The 18,220-nt window shown below is 59.8% G+C and carries 15 protein-coding genes; 7 read left to right on the forward strand and 8 right to left on the reverse strand.

Annotated elements, in window-relative coordinates:
* Positions 1 to 81 precede the first annotated feature (81 nt).
* The 5 genes from ACZRMH_RS06330 to pdxJ all read left to right on the forward strand — a co-directional run bounded on the left by ACZRMH_RS06330 (position 82) and on the right by pdxJ (position 3,476).
* Positions 82 to 216: a hypothetical protein gene (locus ACZRMH_RS06330; protein WP_464012677.1), complete on the forward strand. Its 135-nt coding sequence runs from the start codon at positions 82 to 84 to the stop codon at positions 214 to 216.
* Positions 213 to 902 carry a ribonuclease III gene (gene rnc / locus ACZRMH_RS06335; protein WP_464012678.1) on the forward strand — a complete coding sequence of 230 codons (690 nt, stop codon included), beginning with the start codon at positions 213 to 215 and terminating at the stop codon, positions 900 to 902. The genes ACZRMH_RS06330 and rnc overlap by 4 nt, the downstream gene beginning before the upstream one ends.
* Positions 895 to 1,797: a GTPase Era gene (era, locus tag ACZRMH_RS06340; RefSeq protein ID WP_019822047.1), complete on the forward strand. Its 903-nt coding sequence runs from the start codon at positions 895 to 897 to the stop codon at positions 1,795 to 1,797. The genes rnc and era overlap by 8 nt, the downstream gene beginning before the upstream one ends.
* A 195-nt stretch (positions 1,798 to 1,992) precedes the next feature.
* Positions 1,993 to 2,682 (forward strand): DNA repair protein RecO, encoded by a 690-nt coding sequence (recO, locus tag ACZRMH_RS06345; protein ID WP_464012679.1) that lies wholly within the window; start codon positions 1,993 to 1,995, stop codon positions 2,680 to 2,682.
* A 50-nt stretch (positions 2,683 to 2,732) separates the two neighbouring features.
* Complete coding sequence (gene pdxJ, locus ACZRMH_RS06350; protein WP_464012680.1) at positions 2,733 to 3,476, forward strand: pyridoxine 5'-phosphate synthase; 744 nt, start codon at positions 2,733 to 2,735, stop codon at positions 3,474 to 3,476.
* A gap of 28 nt (positions 3,477 to 3,504) precedes the next feature.
* On the opposite strand, the gene mltF is transcribed toward pdxJ, so the two are convergent.
* Positions 3,505 to 4,962 carry a membrane-bound lytic murein transglycosylase MltF gene (mltF, locus tag ACZRMH_RS06355; protein ID WP_464012681.1) on the reverse strand — a complete coding sequence of 486 codons (1,458 nt, stop codon included), beginning with the start codon at positions 4,960 to 4,962 and terminating at the stop codon, positions 3,505 to 3,507.
* 285 nt (positions 4,963 to 5,247) lie between these two features.
* Here mltF and purL point away from each other — a divergent pair, with 285 nt between their 5' ends.
* Together purL and ACZRMH_RS06365 are read left to right on the forward strand one after the other, a co-directional pair.
* Positions 5,248 to 9,144: a phosphoribosylformylglycinamidine synthase gene (gene purL / locus ACZRMH_RS06360; protein WP_464012682.1), complete on the forward strand. Its 3,897-nt coding sequence runs from the start codon at positions 5,248 to 5,250 to the stop codon at positions 9,142 to 9,144.
* A gap of 5 nt (positions 9,145 to 9,149) precedes the next feature.
* The gene (locus ACZRMH_RS06365; protein WP_464012683.1) at positions 9,150 to 9,461 is read left to right on the forward strand and encodes an NGG1p interacting factor NIF3; all 312 of its coding nucleotides are present in this window, start codon (positions 9,150 to 9,152) and stop codon (positions 9,459 to 9,461) included.
* Between the two features lie 120 nt (positions 9,462 to 9,581).
* On the opposite strand, the gene nagE is transcribed toward ACZRMH_RS06365, so the two are convergent.
* From nagE to ACZRMH_RS06400, 7 genes are all read right to left on the reverse strand, one after another.
* The gene (gene nagE, locus ACZRMH_RS06370) at positions 9,582 to 11,276 is read right to left on the reverse strand and encodes an N-acetylglucosamine-specific PTS transporter subunit IIBC (RefSeq protein ID WP_464012684.1); all 1,695 of its coding nucleotides are present in this window, start codon (positions 11,274 to 11,276) and stop codon (positions 9,582 to 9,584) included.
* A 28-nt stretch (positions 11,277 to 11,304) separates the two neighbouring features.
* Positions 11,305 to 13,827, reverse strand: a complete 2,523-nt coding sequence (gene ptsP / locus ACZRMH_RS06375) for a phosphoenolpyruvate--protein phosphotransferase (RefSeq protein ID WP_464012685.1) — start codon at positions 13,825 to 13,827, stop codon at positions 11,305 to 11,307.
* Positions 13,828 to 13,863: 36 nt separating this feature from the next.
* Positions 13,864 to 14,874, reverse strand: coding sequence for an SIS domain-containing protein (locus tag ACZRMH_RS06380; RefSeq protein ID WP_464012797.1), 1,011 nt, complete (start codon positions 14,872 to 14,874; stop codon positions 13,864 to 13,866).
* Between the two features lie 13 nt (positions 14,875 to 14,887).
* Positions 14,888 to 15,985: an N-acetylglucosamine-6-phosphate deacetylase gene (gene nagA / locus ACZRMH_RS06385; RefSeq protein WP_464012686.1), complete on the reverse strand. Its 1,098-nt coding sequence runs from the start codon at positions 15,983 to 15,985 to the stop codon at positions 14,888 to 14,890.
* A 33-nt stretch (positions 15,986 to 16,018) separates the two neighbouring features.
* A complete protein-coding gene (locus ACZRMH_RS06390) occupies positions 16,019 to 16,750 on the reverse strand; it encodes a GntR family transcriptional regulator (RefSeq protein WP_464012687.1) in 732 nt (243 codons plus the stop codon).
* Between the two features lie 271 nt (positions 16,751 to 17,021).
* A complete protein-coding gene (locus tag ACZRMH_RS06395; protein ID WP_464012688.1) occupies positions 17,022 to 17,588 on the reverse strand; it encodes a L,D-transpeptidase family protein in 567 nt (188 codons plus the stop codon).
* 35 nt (positions 17,589 to 17,623) lie between these two features.
* Positions 17,624 to 18,181 carry an NUDIX hydrolase gene (locus ACZRMH_RS06400; RefSeq protein ID WP_464012689.1) on the reverse strand — a complete coding sequence of 186 codons (558 nt, stop codon included), beginning with the start codon at positions 18,179 to 18,181 and terminating at the stop codon, positions 17,624 to 17,626.
* Positions 18,182 to 18,220 lie beyond the last annotated feature (39 nt).

Here is an 18,220-nt window from a genome sequence, read left to right on the forward strand (position 1 = left end):
AAACGGCGCTGTTAATAACAGCGCCGAATGCTTTTCAGGTGTGCGAAATAAATCGTGCGTCTGAGTATTCAGGATGTGGATTTGAACAAAGCGTTAAGTGTGACGGCGGCGAACAGCCCGTTCCCTGATTTGCTATGCGATAAACGAGCATCACTGATCCCTTATACCGGTCCGGTGGTGACATTCGGCCACGAACTCAGCGTGGGTAAATCGTGAGTTTTTCTTTAGAACGTTTAGAGCGTCAGCTCGGCTACACCTTCAAAGACCAGGAACTGATGATTCTGGCCCTGACACACCGCAGTTTCGCGGGGCGCAATAACGAGCGCCTTGAGTTCCTGGGGGATGCCATCCTCAATTTTGTTGCCGGTGAAGCATTGTTTGACCGCTTCCCGTTAGCCCGTGAAGGCCAGCTGTCGCGTCTGCGCGCCCGCCTGGTAAAAGGCGAAACCCTGGCCGTACTGGCCCGGGGTTTCGAACTGGGCGAGTACCTGCGCCTGGGCTCGGGTGAGCTGAAAAGCGGTGGTTTTCGCCGTGAATCGATCCTGGCAGATGCTCTTGAAGCGCTGATCGGCGCCATTTACCTGGATGCGGGCATGGAAGTGGCTCGTGACCGAGTATTGGCCTGGCTGGCCAGCGAGTTCGAGACCCTGACCCTGGTCGACACCAATAAAGATCCAAAGACCCGTCTGCAAGAGTTCCTGCAGTCGCGTGCCTGCGATCTGCCACGTTACGAAGTGGTAGATATCCAGGGCGAACCGCATTGCCGCACTTTCTTTGTTGAGTGCGAGATTGCCTTATTGAATGAAAAAAGCCGGGGACAGGGCGTGAGCCGTCGCATTGCCGAACAGGTAGCGGCCGCCGCAGCACTGATAGCCCTTGGCGTGGAGAATGGCCATGACTGATACAACCGCAACTCGCTGTGGCTACGTTGCCATTGTTGGTCGACCAAACGTGGGTAAATCCACGCTGCTGAATCACATTTTGGGTCAAAAGCTGGCGATCACCTCGCGCAAGCCCCAGACCACCCGCCACAACATGCTGGGCATCAAGACCGAAGGCAACGTGCAAGCGGTCTACGTGGATACCCCGGGCATGCACAAGGGCGGCGAAAAGGCCCTGAACCGTTACATGAATAAAACCGCTTCGGCGGCGTTGAAAGACGTCGACGTGGTGATCTTCGTTGTCGACCGCACCAAGTGGACCGACGAAGACCAGATGGTGCTGGAGCGCGTGCAGTACGTGACCGGCCCGTTGATCGTGGCGCTGAACAAGACCGACCGCATCGAAGACAAGGCCGAGTTGATGCCGCACCTGAGCTGGCTTCAGGAGCAACTGCCGAACGCCCAGATCATTCCGATCTCCGCTCAGCATGGTCACAACCTGGAAGCGTTGGAGCGGGTAATTGCCGATCACCTGCCGGAGAACGATCACTTCTTCCCGGAAGACCAGATCACCGACCGCAGCAGCCGTTTCCTGGCCGCTGAACTGGTACGCGAAAAGATCATGCGCCAGATGGGTGCCGAGCTGCCGTACCAGATCACCGTTGAGATCGAAGAATTCAAGCAGCAGGGCAAAACCCTGCATATCCATGCCCTGATTCTGGTTGAGCGTGACGGTCAGAAAAAAATCATCATTGGCGACAAGGGCGAGCGCATCAAGCGCATCGGCACCGAAGCGCGCAAGGATATGGAGCTGTTGTTCGACTCCAAAGTCATGCTTAACCTGTGGGTGAAAGTGAAAGGCGGCTGGTCCGACGACGAGCGCGCCCTGCGTTCCCTGGGCTACGGCGACCTGTAAAAGAAGCCCTCACCCCAACCCTCTCCCGGAGGGAGAGGGGGCTGATCCGGGTTGGCTGGGAATGCTGTTTTTAAATCCAGAGTCGACTCGGTATTTCAGGTCGATGCATCTCTAAAAGCAACTCGATCAGTTCCCTCTCCCTCGGGAGAGGGCCAGGGTGAGGGTGCTTTTAGTTTCCAGAGATACCTGACACCCATGTCCAGCAAAGCCCCAGCCCCCCAACTCGCCTACGTCCTGCACAGTCGCCCGTATCGTGAAACCAGCGCCCTGGTGGACTTCATCACGCCTCAGGGGCGGCTGCGGGCGGTGCTGCGCAGTGCGCGGGGCAAGGCGGGTACGCTGGCGCGGCCTTTCGTGCCGCTGGAAATCGAGTTTCGTGGTCGTGGCGAACTGAAAAACGTCGGGCGAATGGAAAGTGCCGGAATTGCCAGCTGGCTCAGTGGCGAAGCGTTGTTCAGCGGCCTCTACCTCAACGAACTGCTGATCCGCTTGCTGCCCGCCGAAGATCCCCATCCGGCGGTTTTCGACCACTATGCCGCGACCCTGGTTGCGTTAGCTGAAGGTCGGCCTCTGGAGCCTCTGCTGCGGGCGTTCGAATGGCGCCTGCTGGATGATCTGGGTTATAGCTTCTCCCTGACCCATGATATCCACGGAGAACCGGTAGCTGGCGATGGTATGTACCGTTTGCAGGTGGATGCCGGGCTTGAGCGGATTTACCTGGTGCAACCCGGCCTGTTCCACGGCGCCGAGCTACACGGCATGGCTGAGGCCGACTGGACCGTCCCAGGTGCACTGTCCGCCGCCAAGCGCCTGATGCGTCAGGCATTGGCGGTGCATTTGGCCGGCAAGCCGCTGGCCAGTCGTGAGTTGTTTCGCAAGCCCTGAATAGACCGGTATGCTGTGCGCCGAATCTTCAACTCTTCAGGAGAGCCCTCGTGACCCAAAGCAATCGCATTCTTCTCGGCGTGAATATCGACCACGTAGCCACGCTGCGTCAGGCTCGCGGCACCCGTTACCCTGATCCGGTCAAGGCAGCCCTGGACGCAGAAGAGGCGGGCGCCGACGGTATTACCGTGCATCTGCGCGAAGACCGTCGACACATTCAGGAGCGCGACGTATTGCTGCTCAAGGACGTGCTGCAAACGCGCATGAACTTCGAAATGGGTGTGACCGAAGAGATGATGGTGTTTGCCGAACGCATTCGCCCGGCGCATATCTGCCTGGTGCCTGAAACCCGTCAGGAACTGACCACCGAAGGCGGCCTGGATGTGGCTGGGCAGGAAGCGCGGATCAAGGCGGCGGTTGATCGTCTGGCGAAAATCGGCTGCGAAGTGTCGTTGTTTATCGATGCCGATGAGCGTCAGATCGAAGCGTCCAGGCGTGTCGGCGCGCCTGCTATCGAACTGCACACCGGGCGTTATGCCGATGCGCAAACCCCGACTGAAGTGGCTGAGGAACTGCAGCGCGTGGCCGATGGCGTGGCGTTTGGTCTGGGGCAGGGGCTGATCGTCAACGCCGGTCACGGCTTGCATTACCACAACGTGGAGGCAGTGGCTGCGATCAAGGGCATCAATGAATTGAATATTGGCCATGCGCTGGTGGCACATGCCTTGTTCGTGGGCTTCAAATCGGCTGTGGCCGAGATGAAGGCGCTGATTCTGGCTGCGGCGAAGGTTTAAGTAGGTTTGACACGGAGTATGAGCCGCTCTACAGCTGCGGCTCTTCCTTGGGCTTGGTCTTGTCGATGCCCGGGATATGCAGCTTGCTGTCGGCAGCCTGGTCACCTTCGAGCTGCGGCTGCGTGGCCCATGTCAGGATGTCGTAGTAACGGCGGATGTTGGCCACAAAGTGCACCGGTTCGCCACCACGGGCGTAGCCATAGCGGGTTTTGCTGTACCACTGCTTCTGCGCAAGGCGAGGCAGCATTTTCTTCACGTCCAGCCACTTGTTCGGGTTCAGGCCTTCTTTTTTGGCCAGCTTGCGCGCGTCCTCAAGATGACCACCGCCAACGTTGTAGGCCGCCAGGGCAAACCAGGTGCGATCAGGTTCCTGGATATCGTCGTCCAGTTCGCTCTTGATCAGTGCAAGGTACTTGGCGCCGCCCATGATGCTTTGCTTGGCATCCAGGCGGTTGGACACACCCATGGCCCGTGCTGTGTTTTGGGTCAGCATCATCAGGCCGCGAACGCCAGTTTTGGAGGTCACGGCGGGTTGCCACAGGGATTCCTGATAGCCCATGGCCGCCAGCAGGCGCCAGTCGATCTGTTCTTTCTTGGCTGCTTCCTTAAAGAACTTTTCGTACTTGGGCAGGCGCTGTTGCAGGTGCTGGGCGAAGGTGTAGGCACCCACGTAGCCCAGTACATCCACATGGCCGTAGTAGCGGTCTTTAAGGCGCTGCAGGGTGCCGTTCTTTTCGACCTTGTCCAGGTAGGCGTTGATCTCGTTGAGCAGGCTGTTGTCTTCACCGGCCATGACTGCCCAGCGCTGGCTGCGGGCATCGCCCAGGTCAAAGGCCACGCGCACATTGGGGAAGTACACCTGGTTCATCGCCACTTCGTTAGAGTCGACCAGAGTCAGGTCGGTCTGGCCCTCATCGACCATGCGCAGCAAGTCGACCACTTCAACGGCGTCAGATTCGTCGTATTCGATCCCCGGGTACTGTTTTTTCAGTTCGGCCAGCTGTTCGGCGTGGGAACTGCCTTTCATGACGGTGATGCGCTTGCCCACCAGATCAGCGGCAGAGGTGGGGCGTGACTGGCCGTTGCGATAGATGATCTGCGGTGTGACTTCGAGGTACGGGTGAGAGAACTTGGCTTGTTGCAGGCGTTTCTCGCTGCTGACCAGGCCGGCAGCAGCTAGAACAGGGCCGTCAGGCTGGCCCAGTTGATTGAACATTTCGTCCAGGTTGTCAGCTGTTTCGATCTTCAGCTCAACCCCCAGATCGTCGGCAAAGCGCTTCACCAGCTCGTATTCAAAGCCGGTTTCGCCATTGCGATCCTCGAAATAGGTCGCGGGGCTGTTACGGGTAATCACCCGCAGTACCCCATCCTCCTTTACGCGCTCAAGCGTGCTGGGTTTTTCAACGCAGGCACCGAGCATCAGGAAGAGTCCGGTTGCGAGCAGCCATTTGGCGCAGCGCGGGCGGATATCAGTTATGGAAAACATCCGCGCAGTATACGCAAAGCAGCGCAGGTGCCATATCTCGACAATTTTCAGTCATTCTGATATTGGATGTGAAAAAGGCTGAAACCCTTGTGGATTGGGGGGTAGATAGGTGTTTAAAGATCATAAACGACCATCCATCAGGCGGCTGATAGCCATAAAGAATAAGGCTTTGGTCGATTAGCGACGTTTGGTGTGCGTCAGGTGTGCCGTTTCGGGTGCCGTGGCGAACGGTTTAGGCTAGAATGCCGGGCCTCAAAGCATACCCCTCCCGAGGCTGTCCCGAAGATGTTGATCCTGCGCGGCGCTCCTGCCCTTTCTGCCTTTCGCCACAGCAAACTCCTTGCACAACTGAGCCTCAAGGTTCCGGCTGTCACTGGTTTGTATGCTGAATTCGCCCACTTTGCCGATACCACCGGTGAGCTGACCAGCGATGAACAGCAGGTACTGGCTCGTCTCCTGAAGTACGGCCCAAGTGTGCCGGTCCAAGAGCCGAGTGGCCGACTGTTCCTGGTGTTGCCGCGGTTTGGCACCATTTCCCCCTGGTCGAGCAAGGCCAGCGACATTGCCCGTAACTGTGGCCTGGCGAAAATCCAGCGCCTGGAACGCGGCATTGCATTCTATGTAGCTGGCCAGTTCAGCGACGCGGATGCCGAGCTGATCGCTGCTGCTTTGCATGACCGCATGACGCAAATCGTGCTGGACACCCTTGAGCAGGCCGCTGGCCTGTTCAGTCACGCCCAGCCCAAGCCGCTGACGGCGATTGACGTGCTGGGTGGCGGTCGCGCCGCGCTGGAAAAAGCCAACGTCGAGTTGGGCCTGGCACTGGCCGAGGACGAAATCGACTATCTGGTCAATGCCTTCAACGGTCTGGGGCGCAACCCGCACGACATCGAACTGATGATGTTTGCCCAGGCCAACTCCGAGCATTGCCGGCACAAGATTTTCAACGCCAGTTGGGACATTGACGGCCAGAGCCAGGACAAGAGCCTGTTCGGCATGATCAAGAACACCTACGTGATGCACAGCGAAGGCGTTCTGTCTGCTTATAAGGACAACGCTTCCGTGATCGTCGGCAGCGTGGCGGGGCGTTTCTTCCCGGACCCTGAAACCCGCCAGTACGGCGCGGTGCAGGAGCCGGTGCACATCCTGATGAAGGTCGAGACGCACAACCACCCGACTGCCATCGCCCCGTTCCCGGGTGCAGCGACCGGTTCCGGTGGCGAGATCCGTGACGAAGGCGCAACCGGCCGTGGTGCCAAGCCAAAGGCTGGCCTGACCGGTTTCACCGTCTCCAACCTGCAGATCCCGGGTTTTGAACAACCGTGGGAAGTGCCATACGGCAAGCCTGAGCGCATCGTCACCGCGCTGGACATCATGATCGAAGGCCCGCTGGGCGGCGCTGCGTTCAACAACGAATTTGGTCGTCCGGCCCTGACCGGTTACTTCCGTACTTTCGAGCAGTCCATCACCACACCGCGTGGCGAAGAAGTGCGTGGTTACCACAAGCCGATCATGTTGGCTGGTGGCATGGGCAACATCCGCGCCGAACACGTACAGAAAGCCGAAATCACCGTTGGCTCCAAGCTGATCGTGCTGGGTGGCCCGGCGATGCTGATCGGCCTGGGCGGCGGTGCTGCGTCCTCGATGGCGACCGGCGCAAGCTCGGCAGACCTGGACTTCGCTTCGGTACAGCGCGAAAACCCGGAAATGGAACGCCGTTGCCAGGAAGTTATCGACCGTTGCTGGCAGTTGGGTGACAAGAACCCGATCAGCTTTATCCACGACGTGGGTGCCGGTGGTCTGTCCAACGCCTTCCCTGAGCTGGTGAACGACGGCGACCGTGGTGGCCGCTTCGAGCTGCGTAATATTCCAAACGACGAGCCGGGCATGGCCCCGCACGAGATCTGGAGCAACGAATCCCAGGAACGTTACGTTCTGGCCGTAGGCGTCGAAGACTTCGACCGCTTCCAGGCGATCTGCGAGCGTGAGCGTTGCCCGTTTGCCGTGGTCGGTGAAGCGACTGCCGAACCGCAGCTGACCGTCACCGACAGCCACTTCGGCAACAACCCGGTGGATATGCCACTGGAAGTGTTGCTGGGCAAGGCGCCGCGCATGCACCGTTCGGCAGTGCGTGAAGCCGAGCTGGGCGATGATTTCGACCCGGCTGCACTGAGCATTGGCGAGTGTGTCGAGCGCGTTCTGCATCACCCGGCGGTTGCCAGCAAAAGCTTCCTGATCACCATTGGCGACCGCACCATCACCGGTCTGGTTGCCCGTGACCAGATGGTTGGCCCGTGGCAAGTGCCGGTGGCTGATGTTGCCGTTACTGCGACCAGCTTCGATGTGTACACCGGTGAAGCCATGGCCATGGGCGAGCGTACTCCGCTGGCACTGCTGGATGCTCCGGCATCGGGCCGCATGGCTATCGGTGAAACCCTGACCAACATCGCCGCTTCGCGCATTGGCAAGATCAGCGACATCAAGCTGTCGGCCAACTGGATGTCCGCAGCCGGTCACCCGGGTGAAGATGCCCGTCTGTACGACACCGTAAAAGCGGTGGGCATGGAGCTGTGTCCTGAGCTGGGCATCACCATTCCCGTGGGCAAAGACTCTATGTCGATGCAAACCCGCTGGAACGAAGACGGTACCGACAAGACGGTGACCTCGCCGCTGTCGCTGGTTGTCACCGGTTTTGCCCCGGTGCTCGACGTTCGCCAGACCATGACCCCGGTATTGCGCATGGACAAGGGCCTGACCGATCTGATCCTGATCGACCTGGGCCGTGGCCAGAACCGCATGGGTGCCTCGATCCTGGCACAAACCTACGGCAAACTGGGCAAGCAGGCGCCGGACGTGGATGACGCGGAAGACCTCAAGGCCTTCTTCGCCGTGATCCAGGGCTTGAACGCCGATGGTCACCTGCTGGCTTACCATGACCGTTCCGACGGCGGTTTGCTCACCAGCGTGATGGAAATGGCCTTTGCCGGTCACTGCGGCCTGAACCTGGTGCTTGATTGCCTGACCCAGAACGCCAGCGAAATCCCGGCCATTCTGTTCAACGAAGAACTGGGTGCCGTGATCCAGGTCCGTCAGGACTCCACCGCCGAAGTACTGGCGCAGTTCAGCGTTGCCGGTCTGGGCGAGTGTGTGGCGGTGGTTGGTCAGCCACTGAACAATGGCGAAGTCAGCATCAGCTTCAACGGCGAGACCGTGTTTACCGGCGAGCGTCGCCTGTTGCAGCGCCAGTGGGCTGAAACCAGCTTCCAGATCCAGCGTATGCGTGACAACGTTGAATGCGCCGAGCAAGAGTTCGACGTGCTGCTGGAAGAAGACAACCCGGGCCTTAGCGTCAAGCTGAGCTTCGACGTCAACAACAACATCAGCGCGCCGTACATCAAGAAAGGCATTCGCCCGCAAGTGGCGGTACTGCGTGAGCAGGGCGTCAACGGTCAGGTGGAGATGGCGGCGGCGTTTGACCGTGCTGGTTTCAACGCGATCGACGTGCATATGAGCGACATTCTGGCCGGCCGTGTCGACCTGAACGAGTTCAAGGGCCTGGTTGCCTGCGGTGGTTTCTCTTACGGCGACGTACTGGGTGCCGGTGAAGGCTGGGCCAAGTCGGCCTTGTTCAACGCCCGTGCCCGAGACGCGTTCCAGAGCTTCTTCGAGCGCTCCGACAGCTTCTCCCTGGGTGTGTGCAACGGTTGCCAGATGATGTCCAACCTGAGCGAACTGATCCCGGGCAGCGAGCTGTGGCCGCACTTTGTGCGTAACCGCTCCGAGCAGTTCGAAGCCCGTGTGGCAATGGTTCAGGTTCAGGAGTCGAACTCGATCTTCCTGCAGGGCATGGCCGGTTCGCGCATGCCGATCGCTATTGCCCACGGTGAAGGCCATGCCGAGTTCGCCAGCGAAGAAGCCATGCTGCAAGCGGATCTGTCCGGTGCTGTAGCCCTGCGTTTCGTCGACAACCACGGCAAGGTCACGGAAAACTACCCGGCCAACCCTAACGGTTCGCCGCGCGGGATTACCGGCCTGACCAGCCGTGACGGCCGGGTGACCATCATGATGCCGCACCCGGAACGTGTATTCCGCGCTGTGCAAAACTCGTGGCGCCCTGAAGAGTGGAATGAAGATGCACCGTGGTTGCGCATGTTCCGTAACGCTCGTGCTTGGGTAGATTAAACGCGATGTACAAGCTCAGCTTCTTCGTTCCCCCAAGCCATGTTGAAGTGGTCAAGGATGCCGTATTCGCTGCCGGTGGCGGTCGAATCGGCACCTACGACCATTGCGCCTGGCAGACCCTGGGCCAGGGCCAGTTTCGTGCGCTGGACGGCAGTCAGCCGTTTATCGGGCAAACCGGTCAGGTCGAGTATGTCGGGGAATGGAAGGTTGAGCTGGTTGTTGCCGATGATCTGATTCACGCCGTGGTGGCTGCGCTCAAACTCAGCCACCCGTATGAAACGCCTGCTTATGAAGTATGGCGTTTGGCGGATTTGTGAGTGCTGGCATGCTCTAATGTGGGAGCGGGCTTGCTCGCGATGGTATCAACCAGGTCTGCCTGCATGACCGCGTAGATACCATCGCGAGCAAGCCCGCTCCCACAGGATCTCCCACAAGATCTATGCTGGCTTGATCAAACGTCCCAACACCTCGCTCAACCCGCCTGCCTGTTCCCCTACCAACACATGCCAAATGCCATCGGCGTGCTGGCTCATGCCCTGGCTACCCAAAGCCTTGAGCTGACTTTCTGATAGCAAATGCTCTTCCCCCAGCTTGACCCGCAAGCGGGTAATAGCCACGCATTCAACGTGCAATACATTGCTGCTGCCGCCCAGTGCGTTCAGCCATTTTTGTGCGTGCCCGGATTCGACTTCTTGCACGGGCTCAAGCGCAGCGGTCGGCGTTGTACTGATGGCATGCGACCGGTTGTCTTGCGATAGCGCCAGGCGAATATCATCGGCAATGCTGTCAGCCATTGGCCCGACCACGACTTGCAGGCTGCCCGCACGACCGGGGCGCATCACGCCCATGGCGCCCAGGGCCTTGAGTTCGCTGTCCACGGCCTTGTTGCGATCGGCCAGCTCCAGGCGCAGGCGGGTGGTGCAGGCGCCGACGCTGATCAGATTGTCCGGGCCGCCCAGTGCCTGAATATAGGTATTGGCGCGCTGGTTCTCGGTGAGATCGACGGTTTCGGTTACAGGGTTGTCTTCACGCCCCGGGGTTTTCAGATTGAAGCGGCGAATGCAGTAATCGAACACCAGATAATAAAGGGCGAAATACGCCAGTCCGATGGGGAAAATCATCCAGCCATTGGTCGACTTGCCCCAGCCCAGCAGCATATCGATGGCACCACCGGAAAAGGTGAAGCCCAAGTGGATATTCAGCAGATTGGTGATGGCCATCGACAGACCGGTCAGCAGCGCGTGCAGCAAGTAGAGCAAAGGCGCGAGAAACATGAAGGCGAATTCGATGGGTTCGGTGACGCCGGTTAAAAATGCCGTCAGTGCCAGCGACAGGAAAATCCCGCCCATCAATTTGCGCCGTTCTGGCAGTGCATTGCGGTACATCGCCAGGCAGGCAGCGGGCAGGCCGAACATCATCATCGGGAACATGCCCGTCATGAATTGCCCGCCCTTGGGGTCGCCTGCAAAGTAGCGGGTCAGATCGCCGGTCACCACTTGCCCGGCTTCGTTGGTAAAACTGCCGAACACAAACCACGCCATATTGTTGAGGATATGGTGCAACCCGGTCACGATCAGCAGTCGATTCAGCACACCAAATATAAACGCGCCCAGGCTGCCGCTTTCGAGCAGCAACACGCCGAGGCTGTTGATGCCTTCCTGGATAGGTGGCCAGATCACACCGAACAAGGCCCCCAGGGCTACGGCCGCAAATCCGGTGACGATCGGTACAAAGCGACGACCGCCAAAAAACGCCAGGTACTCCGGTAGCTTGATATCTTTGAAGCGGTTATACAGCGCCCCGGCCATCAGGCCGCTGACAATCCCGGCGAGCATGCCCATATTGATATTGGGGTCCAGCGCCTTGAGGGTTGAAACCAGCACAAGGTAGCCGATTGCACCCGCCAATCCGGCAGTACCGTTATTGTCGCGAGCAAAGCCCACGGCAATGCCGATGGCAAAGATCAACGCCAGATTGGCAAAAATGGTTCCGCCCGCGTCGTGGATGATCGCAATGTCGAGCAGGTCGGTGTCGCCCAGGCGCAGTAACAGTCCGGCAATGGGCAGGATCGCAATCGGCAGCATCAGCGCCCGGCCAAGCCGTTGCAATCCTTCGATAAAGTATTGGTACATGAGAGATTCTCCGTCGTTGTTATTGTTGTCAGTCGCACAGTGGCCAGTACTGACGACAGGCCTCGCGTACAGATGCGGCATTGCTCATGTTCAGCAGGGTCTGGCTTAACGTCTGGCACATCCCGGCATCCAGTTGACGGACCCGGGCCTTGATTTCACCGATTTGCAGCGGGCTGACCGACAGCTCGCGAACCCCCAGGCCGATCAACACCGGCGTGGCCAACGGGTCACTGGCCAGTGCACCGCACACACCGACCCAGCGCTGATGCCTGGCAGCCCCGCTGCAGGTGTGGGCGATCAGGCGCAGCAACGCCGGGTGCAGGGCATCGACGCGGGCGGCCAGCCCGGCATGGTCGCGGTCCATCGCCAGGGTGTACTGGGACAGGTCGTTGGTGCCGATGGAGAGAAAATCCGCATGTTCGGCCAATTGCTCAGCCATTAGGGCGGCGGCCGGGACTTCAATCATGACGCCCAGTTGCGGGCGTTGGCTCAGGCCCATTTCGACGCGCAAGGCATCCAGGCGCCGACGGATATGCAGCAGCTCATCGACCTCGGTAATCATCGGCAACAGGATGCGGCAACGCTGCGTCGGGCTGACTTGCAGCAAGGCGCGCAATTGCCGGTCGAGCACGTCGGGATGCAGTTGCGCCAGGCGGATACCGCGCAGGCCCAGTACCGGGTTGGCTTCGGCGGGTAGTGGCAGGTAGTCGAGTTGCTTGTCGCCGCCCACATCAATGGTGCGGATGATTACCGGCTTGTCACCCATGGCATTGAGCACGCTCTGGTAGGCCGCAATCTGTTCTTGCTCGTTGGGAGCCGTGCTGCGGTCGACAAACAGGAATTCAGTGCGCAGCAAACCCACGCCGTCTGCACCGTTGGCGTTGGCGCTGGCAGCTTCATGGCTGGAGGCAACGTTGGCGGCAATTTCAATGTGCTGGCCGTCGCAGGTGATGGCGGGTTCATGGGCGTGCAGTTGTTGCCGGGCAAAACGTTGCTGGCGGGCCAGAGTGGTTTGACGCACCTGTTCGATGCGCTCATCGCTCGGCGTCAGTTCAAGACGAGCGTTGTCGGCGTCGAGTATCACTGGCTGGCCGACAGGTAAGTCGAGGGCATCGGGGCCCAGGGCAACCAGGCAAGGCAGGCCTTTGCCGCGTGCCAGAATCGCCACATGGGAAGTAGCACCGCCTGCCGCCATGCACAGCCCGGCGACGTTCTGCGCGCTGAGCATCAGCAAGTCGGAAGGGGTCAGTTCATGGGCTGCGACGATGGCCCCCGGCGGCAGCTGGCAATGCCCGCTCTCGCCCAGCAGGGCACGCAGAACCCGTTGTTGCAGGTCGTGCAAATCGTTGCTGCGCTCAGCCAGCAGGGTGTTGCCCAGACTCTTCAAAATCGTGCATTGCTGCTCGATGGCCGCGCTCCAGGCATGGGCCGCGCCCTGGCCTTGGGCGATGGCCAAATGGCTGTCCTGGAGCAGTGCGCTGTCATCAAGCAGGTCCAGGTGAGTGGCAAAAATCGCTTCCTCATCGCCATTGTTTTGCTCGCGCGCGGCGATCAGGGTTAGCCGGATTTCGCCGCGTACCTGCTCCAGCGCGGTATTGAGTGCCCGCAATTGTTGCTCGGGCACATGGTTGCCAGGGTCGGCGGGCAGTTGCACGCCGGTCAAATAAAACAGCGGGCCGCTCGCCAGTCCCGGCGCTGCGCATACTCCGTTGAGTTGCCCTGGTGGATTGATGGCGCGGAGCGGTGTCGGTGTCGGTGTCGGTGTTGGCCTGGCAGGTGCCGGTGCGGATTGTGCCTTGCCCAGCGCGGCCAAAATAGCCTGGAGCGCAGCTTCGGCATCTTCGCCCTCGCAGCTGACCTTTACCTCATCCTGCTCGCAGATGCCCAGCGCCAACAACCGCACAATGCTGTCGCAGGGGGCTGAATTGGCGCCCATATGCAGGCGCGACACGCTCTTGAATCCGAGGGCGGTCTGGCGCACCAGCGCAGCCGGTCGCGCGTGCAGGCCACCGTGATGGGTAATGCGCACACTGCCTTGGGCCTGCTGGCTGGTGTTGTCAGCGACGGCCGAGGGCGCACCACTCTGGCGTGCAACGATATGCAGCAACGCCTCGCCCGCCAGAACCGTGCCCTGTTGCGCCGGGTGCAGTTCGAAATGCTCACCATTGGTCAGCACCAGCAAGCTGATCAGGCTTTTGCAGCGTTGCGCGATGTGATCGGGGTTGAAGCGCAGCAGCGGTTGCCCATTGCTGACCTGTGCGCCGTTCTCCACCAGTAACTGGAAACCCTCACCCTGCAGATCAAAGGTGTCCAGCCCCACATGCAACAGCAGCTCGGCGCCGTTTTCGGCGCGGATGGTCAGGGCGTGGGCTGTTTTGGCGACATGCACGACAACACCGTCACAGGGCGCATACAAACAATCGTTCAGAGGGTCGATACCAATACCGTCGCCCATCATGCCGCTGGAAAATACGTCATCCGGGACCAGGGCCAGCTTGATGATCGGACCGCTAAGCGGCGCGCTGAGGGTGAGACCTTTATTATTGTGCATGGCGCGATACTCATTAAACCTGCAGGGGAGGGCAACTCAGTGGGTACGGGTCACTTTGCTTAAAAAACGCGGCTGGTCGGGGTTCAACCCTCTGGCCTCGGCCAGGCCTGCGGCCATTACGTAGAAACTTTGAATCGCCAGAATCGGGTCCAGGTCAGGGTGCGCTGCCTGGCTCAAGGTCAGGTCGCGTTCGGCCACGTCATCAGGTGCCGCCAGCAACACTCGGGCGCCGCGTTGGCGCATGTCACTGGCCAGGGTCAGCAAGCCCGCCTGCTCCACGCCGCGCGGGGCGAAAATCAGCAGCGGGTAGTTTTCGTCGATCAAGGCCATGGGGCCGTGGCGCACTTCTGCACTGCTGAAGGCTTCGGCCTGCAGCGTTGAGGTCTCCTTGAACTTGAGTGCGGCCTCCTGGGCGATGGCAAAGCCTGCGCCCCGGCCAATGACCAGCAGTCGCTGGGCGTCGCGCAAGGTGTCGATGGCTTTGCTCCAGTCCTGTGTGCAGGCATCGCGCAGGCCTGCGGGCAGAAGGTGCCCGGCTTCGAGCAAGGCTTTGTCGTTGGCCCAGTGGGCAACCAGTCGGGCGCTGGCGCTCAGGGTGGCGATAAAGCTCTTGGTTGCGGCAACACTGTGTTCGGCACCTGCACACAGGGGCAGGGTGTAAGCGCTGGCAGCTTGCAGCGGCGTGTGTTCGGCATTCACCAGTGCTACCGTCACGGCGCCGCGCTCACGCAGCAAACTCAGGCTGTCGATGATGTCGGGGCTTTGCCCGGACTGGGAAAAGGCAAACACCGCCTGGCCTTTTACCCGCAGCGGAGACTGGCGCAAGGTCACGACTGACATCGGCAACGATGCCACGGGTACGCCCACATACTGCATGGCCAGGTAGGAAAAAAAACTGGCGGCATGGTCCGAGCTGCCGCGGGCCAGGGTCATGGCCACGTCGGGCGGGCTAGCCCGCAGGTCGCTGGCGAGGTCAATCAGGCTCGGTTCGAGATTGAGCAGTTGGCGTTCAACGGCATCACATGAGGCCTGGGCCTCTTCAAGCATTTTGGACGGCTTTTTATAAGACAAGAGCTTCCCCTTCGACCATGACAGCGGTGAGATTCAGTGAACGGTCCAGGCGCACGCAGTCAGCCCAGCTACCGGGCTGCAAGCGCCCGCGATCCTCAATGCCGAGGTAGTCGGCCGGGAACTGCGACAGGCGCTGCGAGGCTTCGGCCAGTGGCAGGCCGATTTTCACCAGATTGCGCAGCGCCTGATCCATTGTTAGGGTGCTGCCTGCCAGCGTGCCATCCGCCAGACGCACGCCGCCCAGGCATTTGGTCACGGTGTGGCTGCCCAGTTGGTATTCGCCATCGGGCATACCGGTGGCGGCCGTCGAGTCGGTGACGCAGTACAGGCAAGGGATCGCTCGCAAGGCCGCGCGAATGGCGCCGGGATGCACATGCAACAGGTCGGGAATCAACTCGGCAAAGTGTGCATGAGCCAGGGCAGCGCCAAGAATTCCGGGTTCGCGGTGATGCAGCGGGCTCATGGCGTTATACAGATGGGTAAAGCTGCTGGCGCCCGCATCCAGTGCGGCCACGCCCTCTTCATAACTGCCCAGGGTGTGGCCCAGTTGCATGCGAATGCCGCGGGCGCTGAGTGCGCCAATCAGTTCAATATGGCCGGCAATTTCAGGTGCGATGGTGATGACCTTTATCGGCGCCAGGTTCAGGTAATCCTCTACTTCGGCCATCAGTGCGGTGTGTGCGAAGTTGGGCTGAGCGCCAAGTTTGCCGGGGTTGATATACGGGCCTTCGAGATGCACGCCGAGTACGCGGGCGCAGCCGCTCGGGCGTGTCTGGCAAAAGTCACCGAGGGCCCCCAGCACGCGGCTGATATCGTGATTCGGCGCGGTCATGGTGGTGGCCAGTAATGCCGTAGTGCCAAAGCGCAGATGGGTGCGGGTGATGGTGTCGAAGGCCTGCGCCCCTTGCATGATGTCTTTGCCGCCGCCGCCGTGTACGTGCAAGTCGATAAAGCCCGGCAGCAGGTAGGGCAAGTCGTTATCGGCCGGGTTGCAAGGGCTGCCTTCGATGCCGGTCACTTTGCCGTTTTCATGGCGCAGGTGGCCGCGAACCCAACCTTGGGCCGTGAGGATGTTGTCTTCGAGCATGAGCGGCCCTCTGGGCGTTGAATCGAATAAGGGTTAGCGGCGCAGTTCCGCCACGAAGTCGTAGTAATCGTTGCGGCAATAGGTGTCAGTGACTTCGATGGGGGTGTTGTCTTCGAGGTAGCCAACCCGGGTCATCAGCAGCATGGCGGTGCCAGGCTCAATCCCGACCAGGGCTGCGAACTCGACCGGGGCGTTGATTGCCTGAATATGTTGCAGGGCACGGACCACCGGTTTGCCGATGTTGTCCAGGTACTCATAGAGTGAGTCGCCAATGCTCTGTGGCTGCGGGATCAGCGAGGCGGGCAGGGCGCTCATTTCGATTGCCATCACGGTCTCATCGGCTTTGCGCAGGCGCTTGAGTCGCGCGACTTTATCGGTAGGCGACAGCGCCAGGCGGATCAGCTCTTCGTGGGTTGGCGCGGTGATTTGCCGCTCCAGCCAATGTGAGCTGGGAACGAAGCCTTTGAGCCTGAGCATTTCGCTGAAACTTGAAAGCCGTGACAGCGGCTGTTCCAGGCGTGGCGTGATAAAGGTCCCCGAGCCCTGGCTGCGGCGGATCAGGCCTTGCTCGAACAGCACTTCCAGCGCTTTGCGGGCGGTCACGCGGGACAGGCCCAGTTGTTCACTCAGGCTGCGCTCTGAAGGCAAAGCCTGCTCGGCTTTCCAGACGCCGGCGTGAATCGCGGCTTCCAGATTTCGCGCCAGTTGCAGGTACAGCGGCGTGGCCAGGGTGTCGTCCGGGCGTAGTGCCAGAAGAGTGTTCATGGGCGGTGTTTCCGACGCGGTTGTTGGGTTTTTGTCGCTCGGTAATGGGGCGAAAGTAATACCACTTTAATACCAAGTCAACGCGAATATGGGCGAGTAATCCCGCATTAACAGGGTTGTTAGCGTATGTTTTGTTGTTTGGTTTTGAAGTGGTATTAGCGTTGTGCAGAGGGCGTCAAGAAGTTGCGGGCCCGATCGGGCCCTGCAAGGTGTAAAGGTATTAGGGGGCAGCGGGGAGAGTGACAGGCGGGGGGCTGGAAATTATTTTTGCTTAAGGACGGATTTCAACCATGGTGCCGTCTTGCACCAGGTTCCAGACTTCGCGCATTTCGTGGTTTTTCATCGCGATGCAGCCATCGGTCCAGTCCAGGGTATGGAACAGTTCCTCGGGATTCTCTTCGCTGTCCGGGGTGCCATGGATCATGATCATTGAACCAGGGTTTACGCCTTCACGCCGGGCTGTGGCCGCGTCGCTGATATTGGGGTAGTTGATATGCATCGACAGGTTGAACTTGTCGCTTTTTTTGCGCCAGTCGACCCAGTACAGCCCCTCGGGCGTGCGTTTGTCGCCCTCGCGCATTTTTGGCCCCTTGGGCTGTTTGCCCAATGAAATGCGGTAGGTCTTGATTGGCTTGCCGTCACTGATCAGTTCCAGCTTGCGAGCAGATTTGAGTACCAGAACCTTGTCGATCTTTTGTCCGGGGCGCACTGGCTGGGCTGACGGGACAGATTTGAGAACCTGGCTTTTATCGACGGGTTTGCCGTTAACGGTGATGACAACAGAGGCCTGGGACGCAAGGGTAAACGACAGGCAGAGGGCAGCTAGCAACCAACGCATTAGAGGAGAATTCCTGAGGTACAAGGCAAACAACATTATTCTTGGGGTTTGTTCAGGCTGGCCAAAGGCGCTACAGCCTCGCTGCGCACCGGGTAGGTATCGCCCTGACGGTCAGCAAAAAAGCATTCTAAGGTACGGCTGACCGTGCGAAAAGCCAGCTCTGACCAAGGGATGTCGGCTTCTTCAAAGAGCCGCACTTCAAGGCTCTCTTCGCCTGCGGCAAAGTCGGGGCTGTGCAGTTCGGCGCGATAGAAAATATGCACCTGATTAATGTGCGGCACATCGATCAGAGTATAGATGGCCAGGTTTTCAACGATCGCGCAGGCCTCTTCGAGGGTTTCGCGGCGGGCCGCGTTTTCTACCGTCTCGCCGTTTTCCATAAAGCCTGCGGGCAGTGTCCAGTAGCCTTTGCGCGGCTCAATGGCGCGACGGCACAGCAGTACCTGAGTGCCCCATACGGGCACGCAGCCGGCAACAATATTGGGGTTCTGATAATGAACGGTCTGGCAATGGTCGCAGACATAGCGCAGGCGCGAATCGCCTTGCGGAATATGCTGGCTGACGGAATGGCCGCACTGGCTACAAAATTTCATGCTGTGGTCTCTGGCTCTGGCGCCTATCTTGGGGCTGCG

The organism is Pseudomonas sp. B414 (assembly GCF_055408445.1).

Bases quoted from the DNA above. Each gene is read 5' to 3' on its own strand.
- ACZRMH_RS06380 (WP_464012797.1), bottom strand. From the start codon at position 14,874: ATGCTTGAAGAGGCCCAGGCCTCATGTGATGCCGTTGAACGCCAACTG.
- ACZRMH_RS06390 (WP_464012687.1), bottom strand. From the start codon at position 16,750: ATGAACACTCTTCTGGCACTACGCCCGGACGACACCCTGGCCACGCCG.
- nagE (WP_464012684.1), bottom strand. From the start codon at position 11,276: ATGTACCAATACTTTATCGAAGGATTGCAACGGCTTGGCCGGGCGCTG.
- era (WP_019822047.1), top strand. From the start codon at position 895: ATGACTGATACAACCGCAACTCGCTGTGGCTACGTTGCCATTGTTGGT.
- ACZRMH_RS06400 (WP_464012689.1), bottom strand. From the start codon at position 18,181: ATGAAATTTTGTAGCCAGTGCGGCCATTCCGTCAGCCAGCATATTCCG.
- nagA (WP_464012686.1), bottom strand. From the start codon at position 15,985: ATGCTCGAAGACAACATCCTCACGGCCCAAGGTTGGGTTCGCGGCCAC.
- purL (WP_464012682.1), top strand. From the start codon at position 5,248: ATGTTGATCCTGCGCGGCGCTCCTGCCCTTTCTGCCTTTCGCCACAGC.
- ACZRMH_RS06365 (WP_464012683.1), top strand. From the start codon at position 9,150: ATGTACAAGCTCAGCTTCTTCGTTCCCCCAAGCCATGTTGAAGTGGTC.
- mltF (WP_464012681.1), bottom strand. From the start codon at position 4,962: ATGTTTTCCATAACTGATATCCGCCCGCGCTGCGCCAAATGGCTGCTC.
- recO (WP_464012679.1), top strand. From the start codon at position 1,993: ATGTCCAGCAAAGCCCCAGCCCCCCAACTCGCCTACGTCCTGCACAGT.
- ptsP (WP_464012685.1), bottom strand. From the start codon at position 13,827: ATGCACAATAATAAAGGTCTCACCCTCAGCGCGCCGCTTAGCGGTCCG.
- ACZRMH_RS06395 (WP_464012688.1), bottom strand. From the start codon at position 17,588: ATGCGTTGGTTGCTAGCTGCCCTCTGCCTGTCGTTTACCCTTGCGTCC.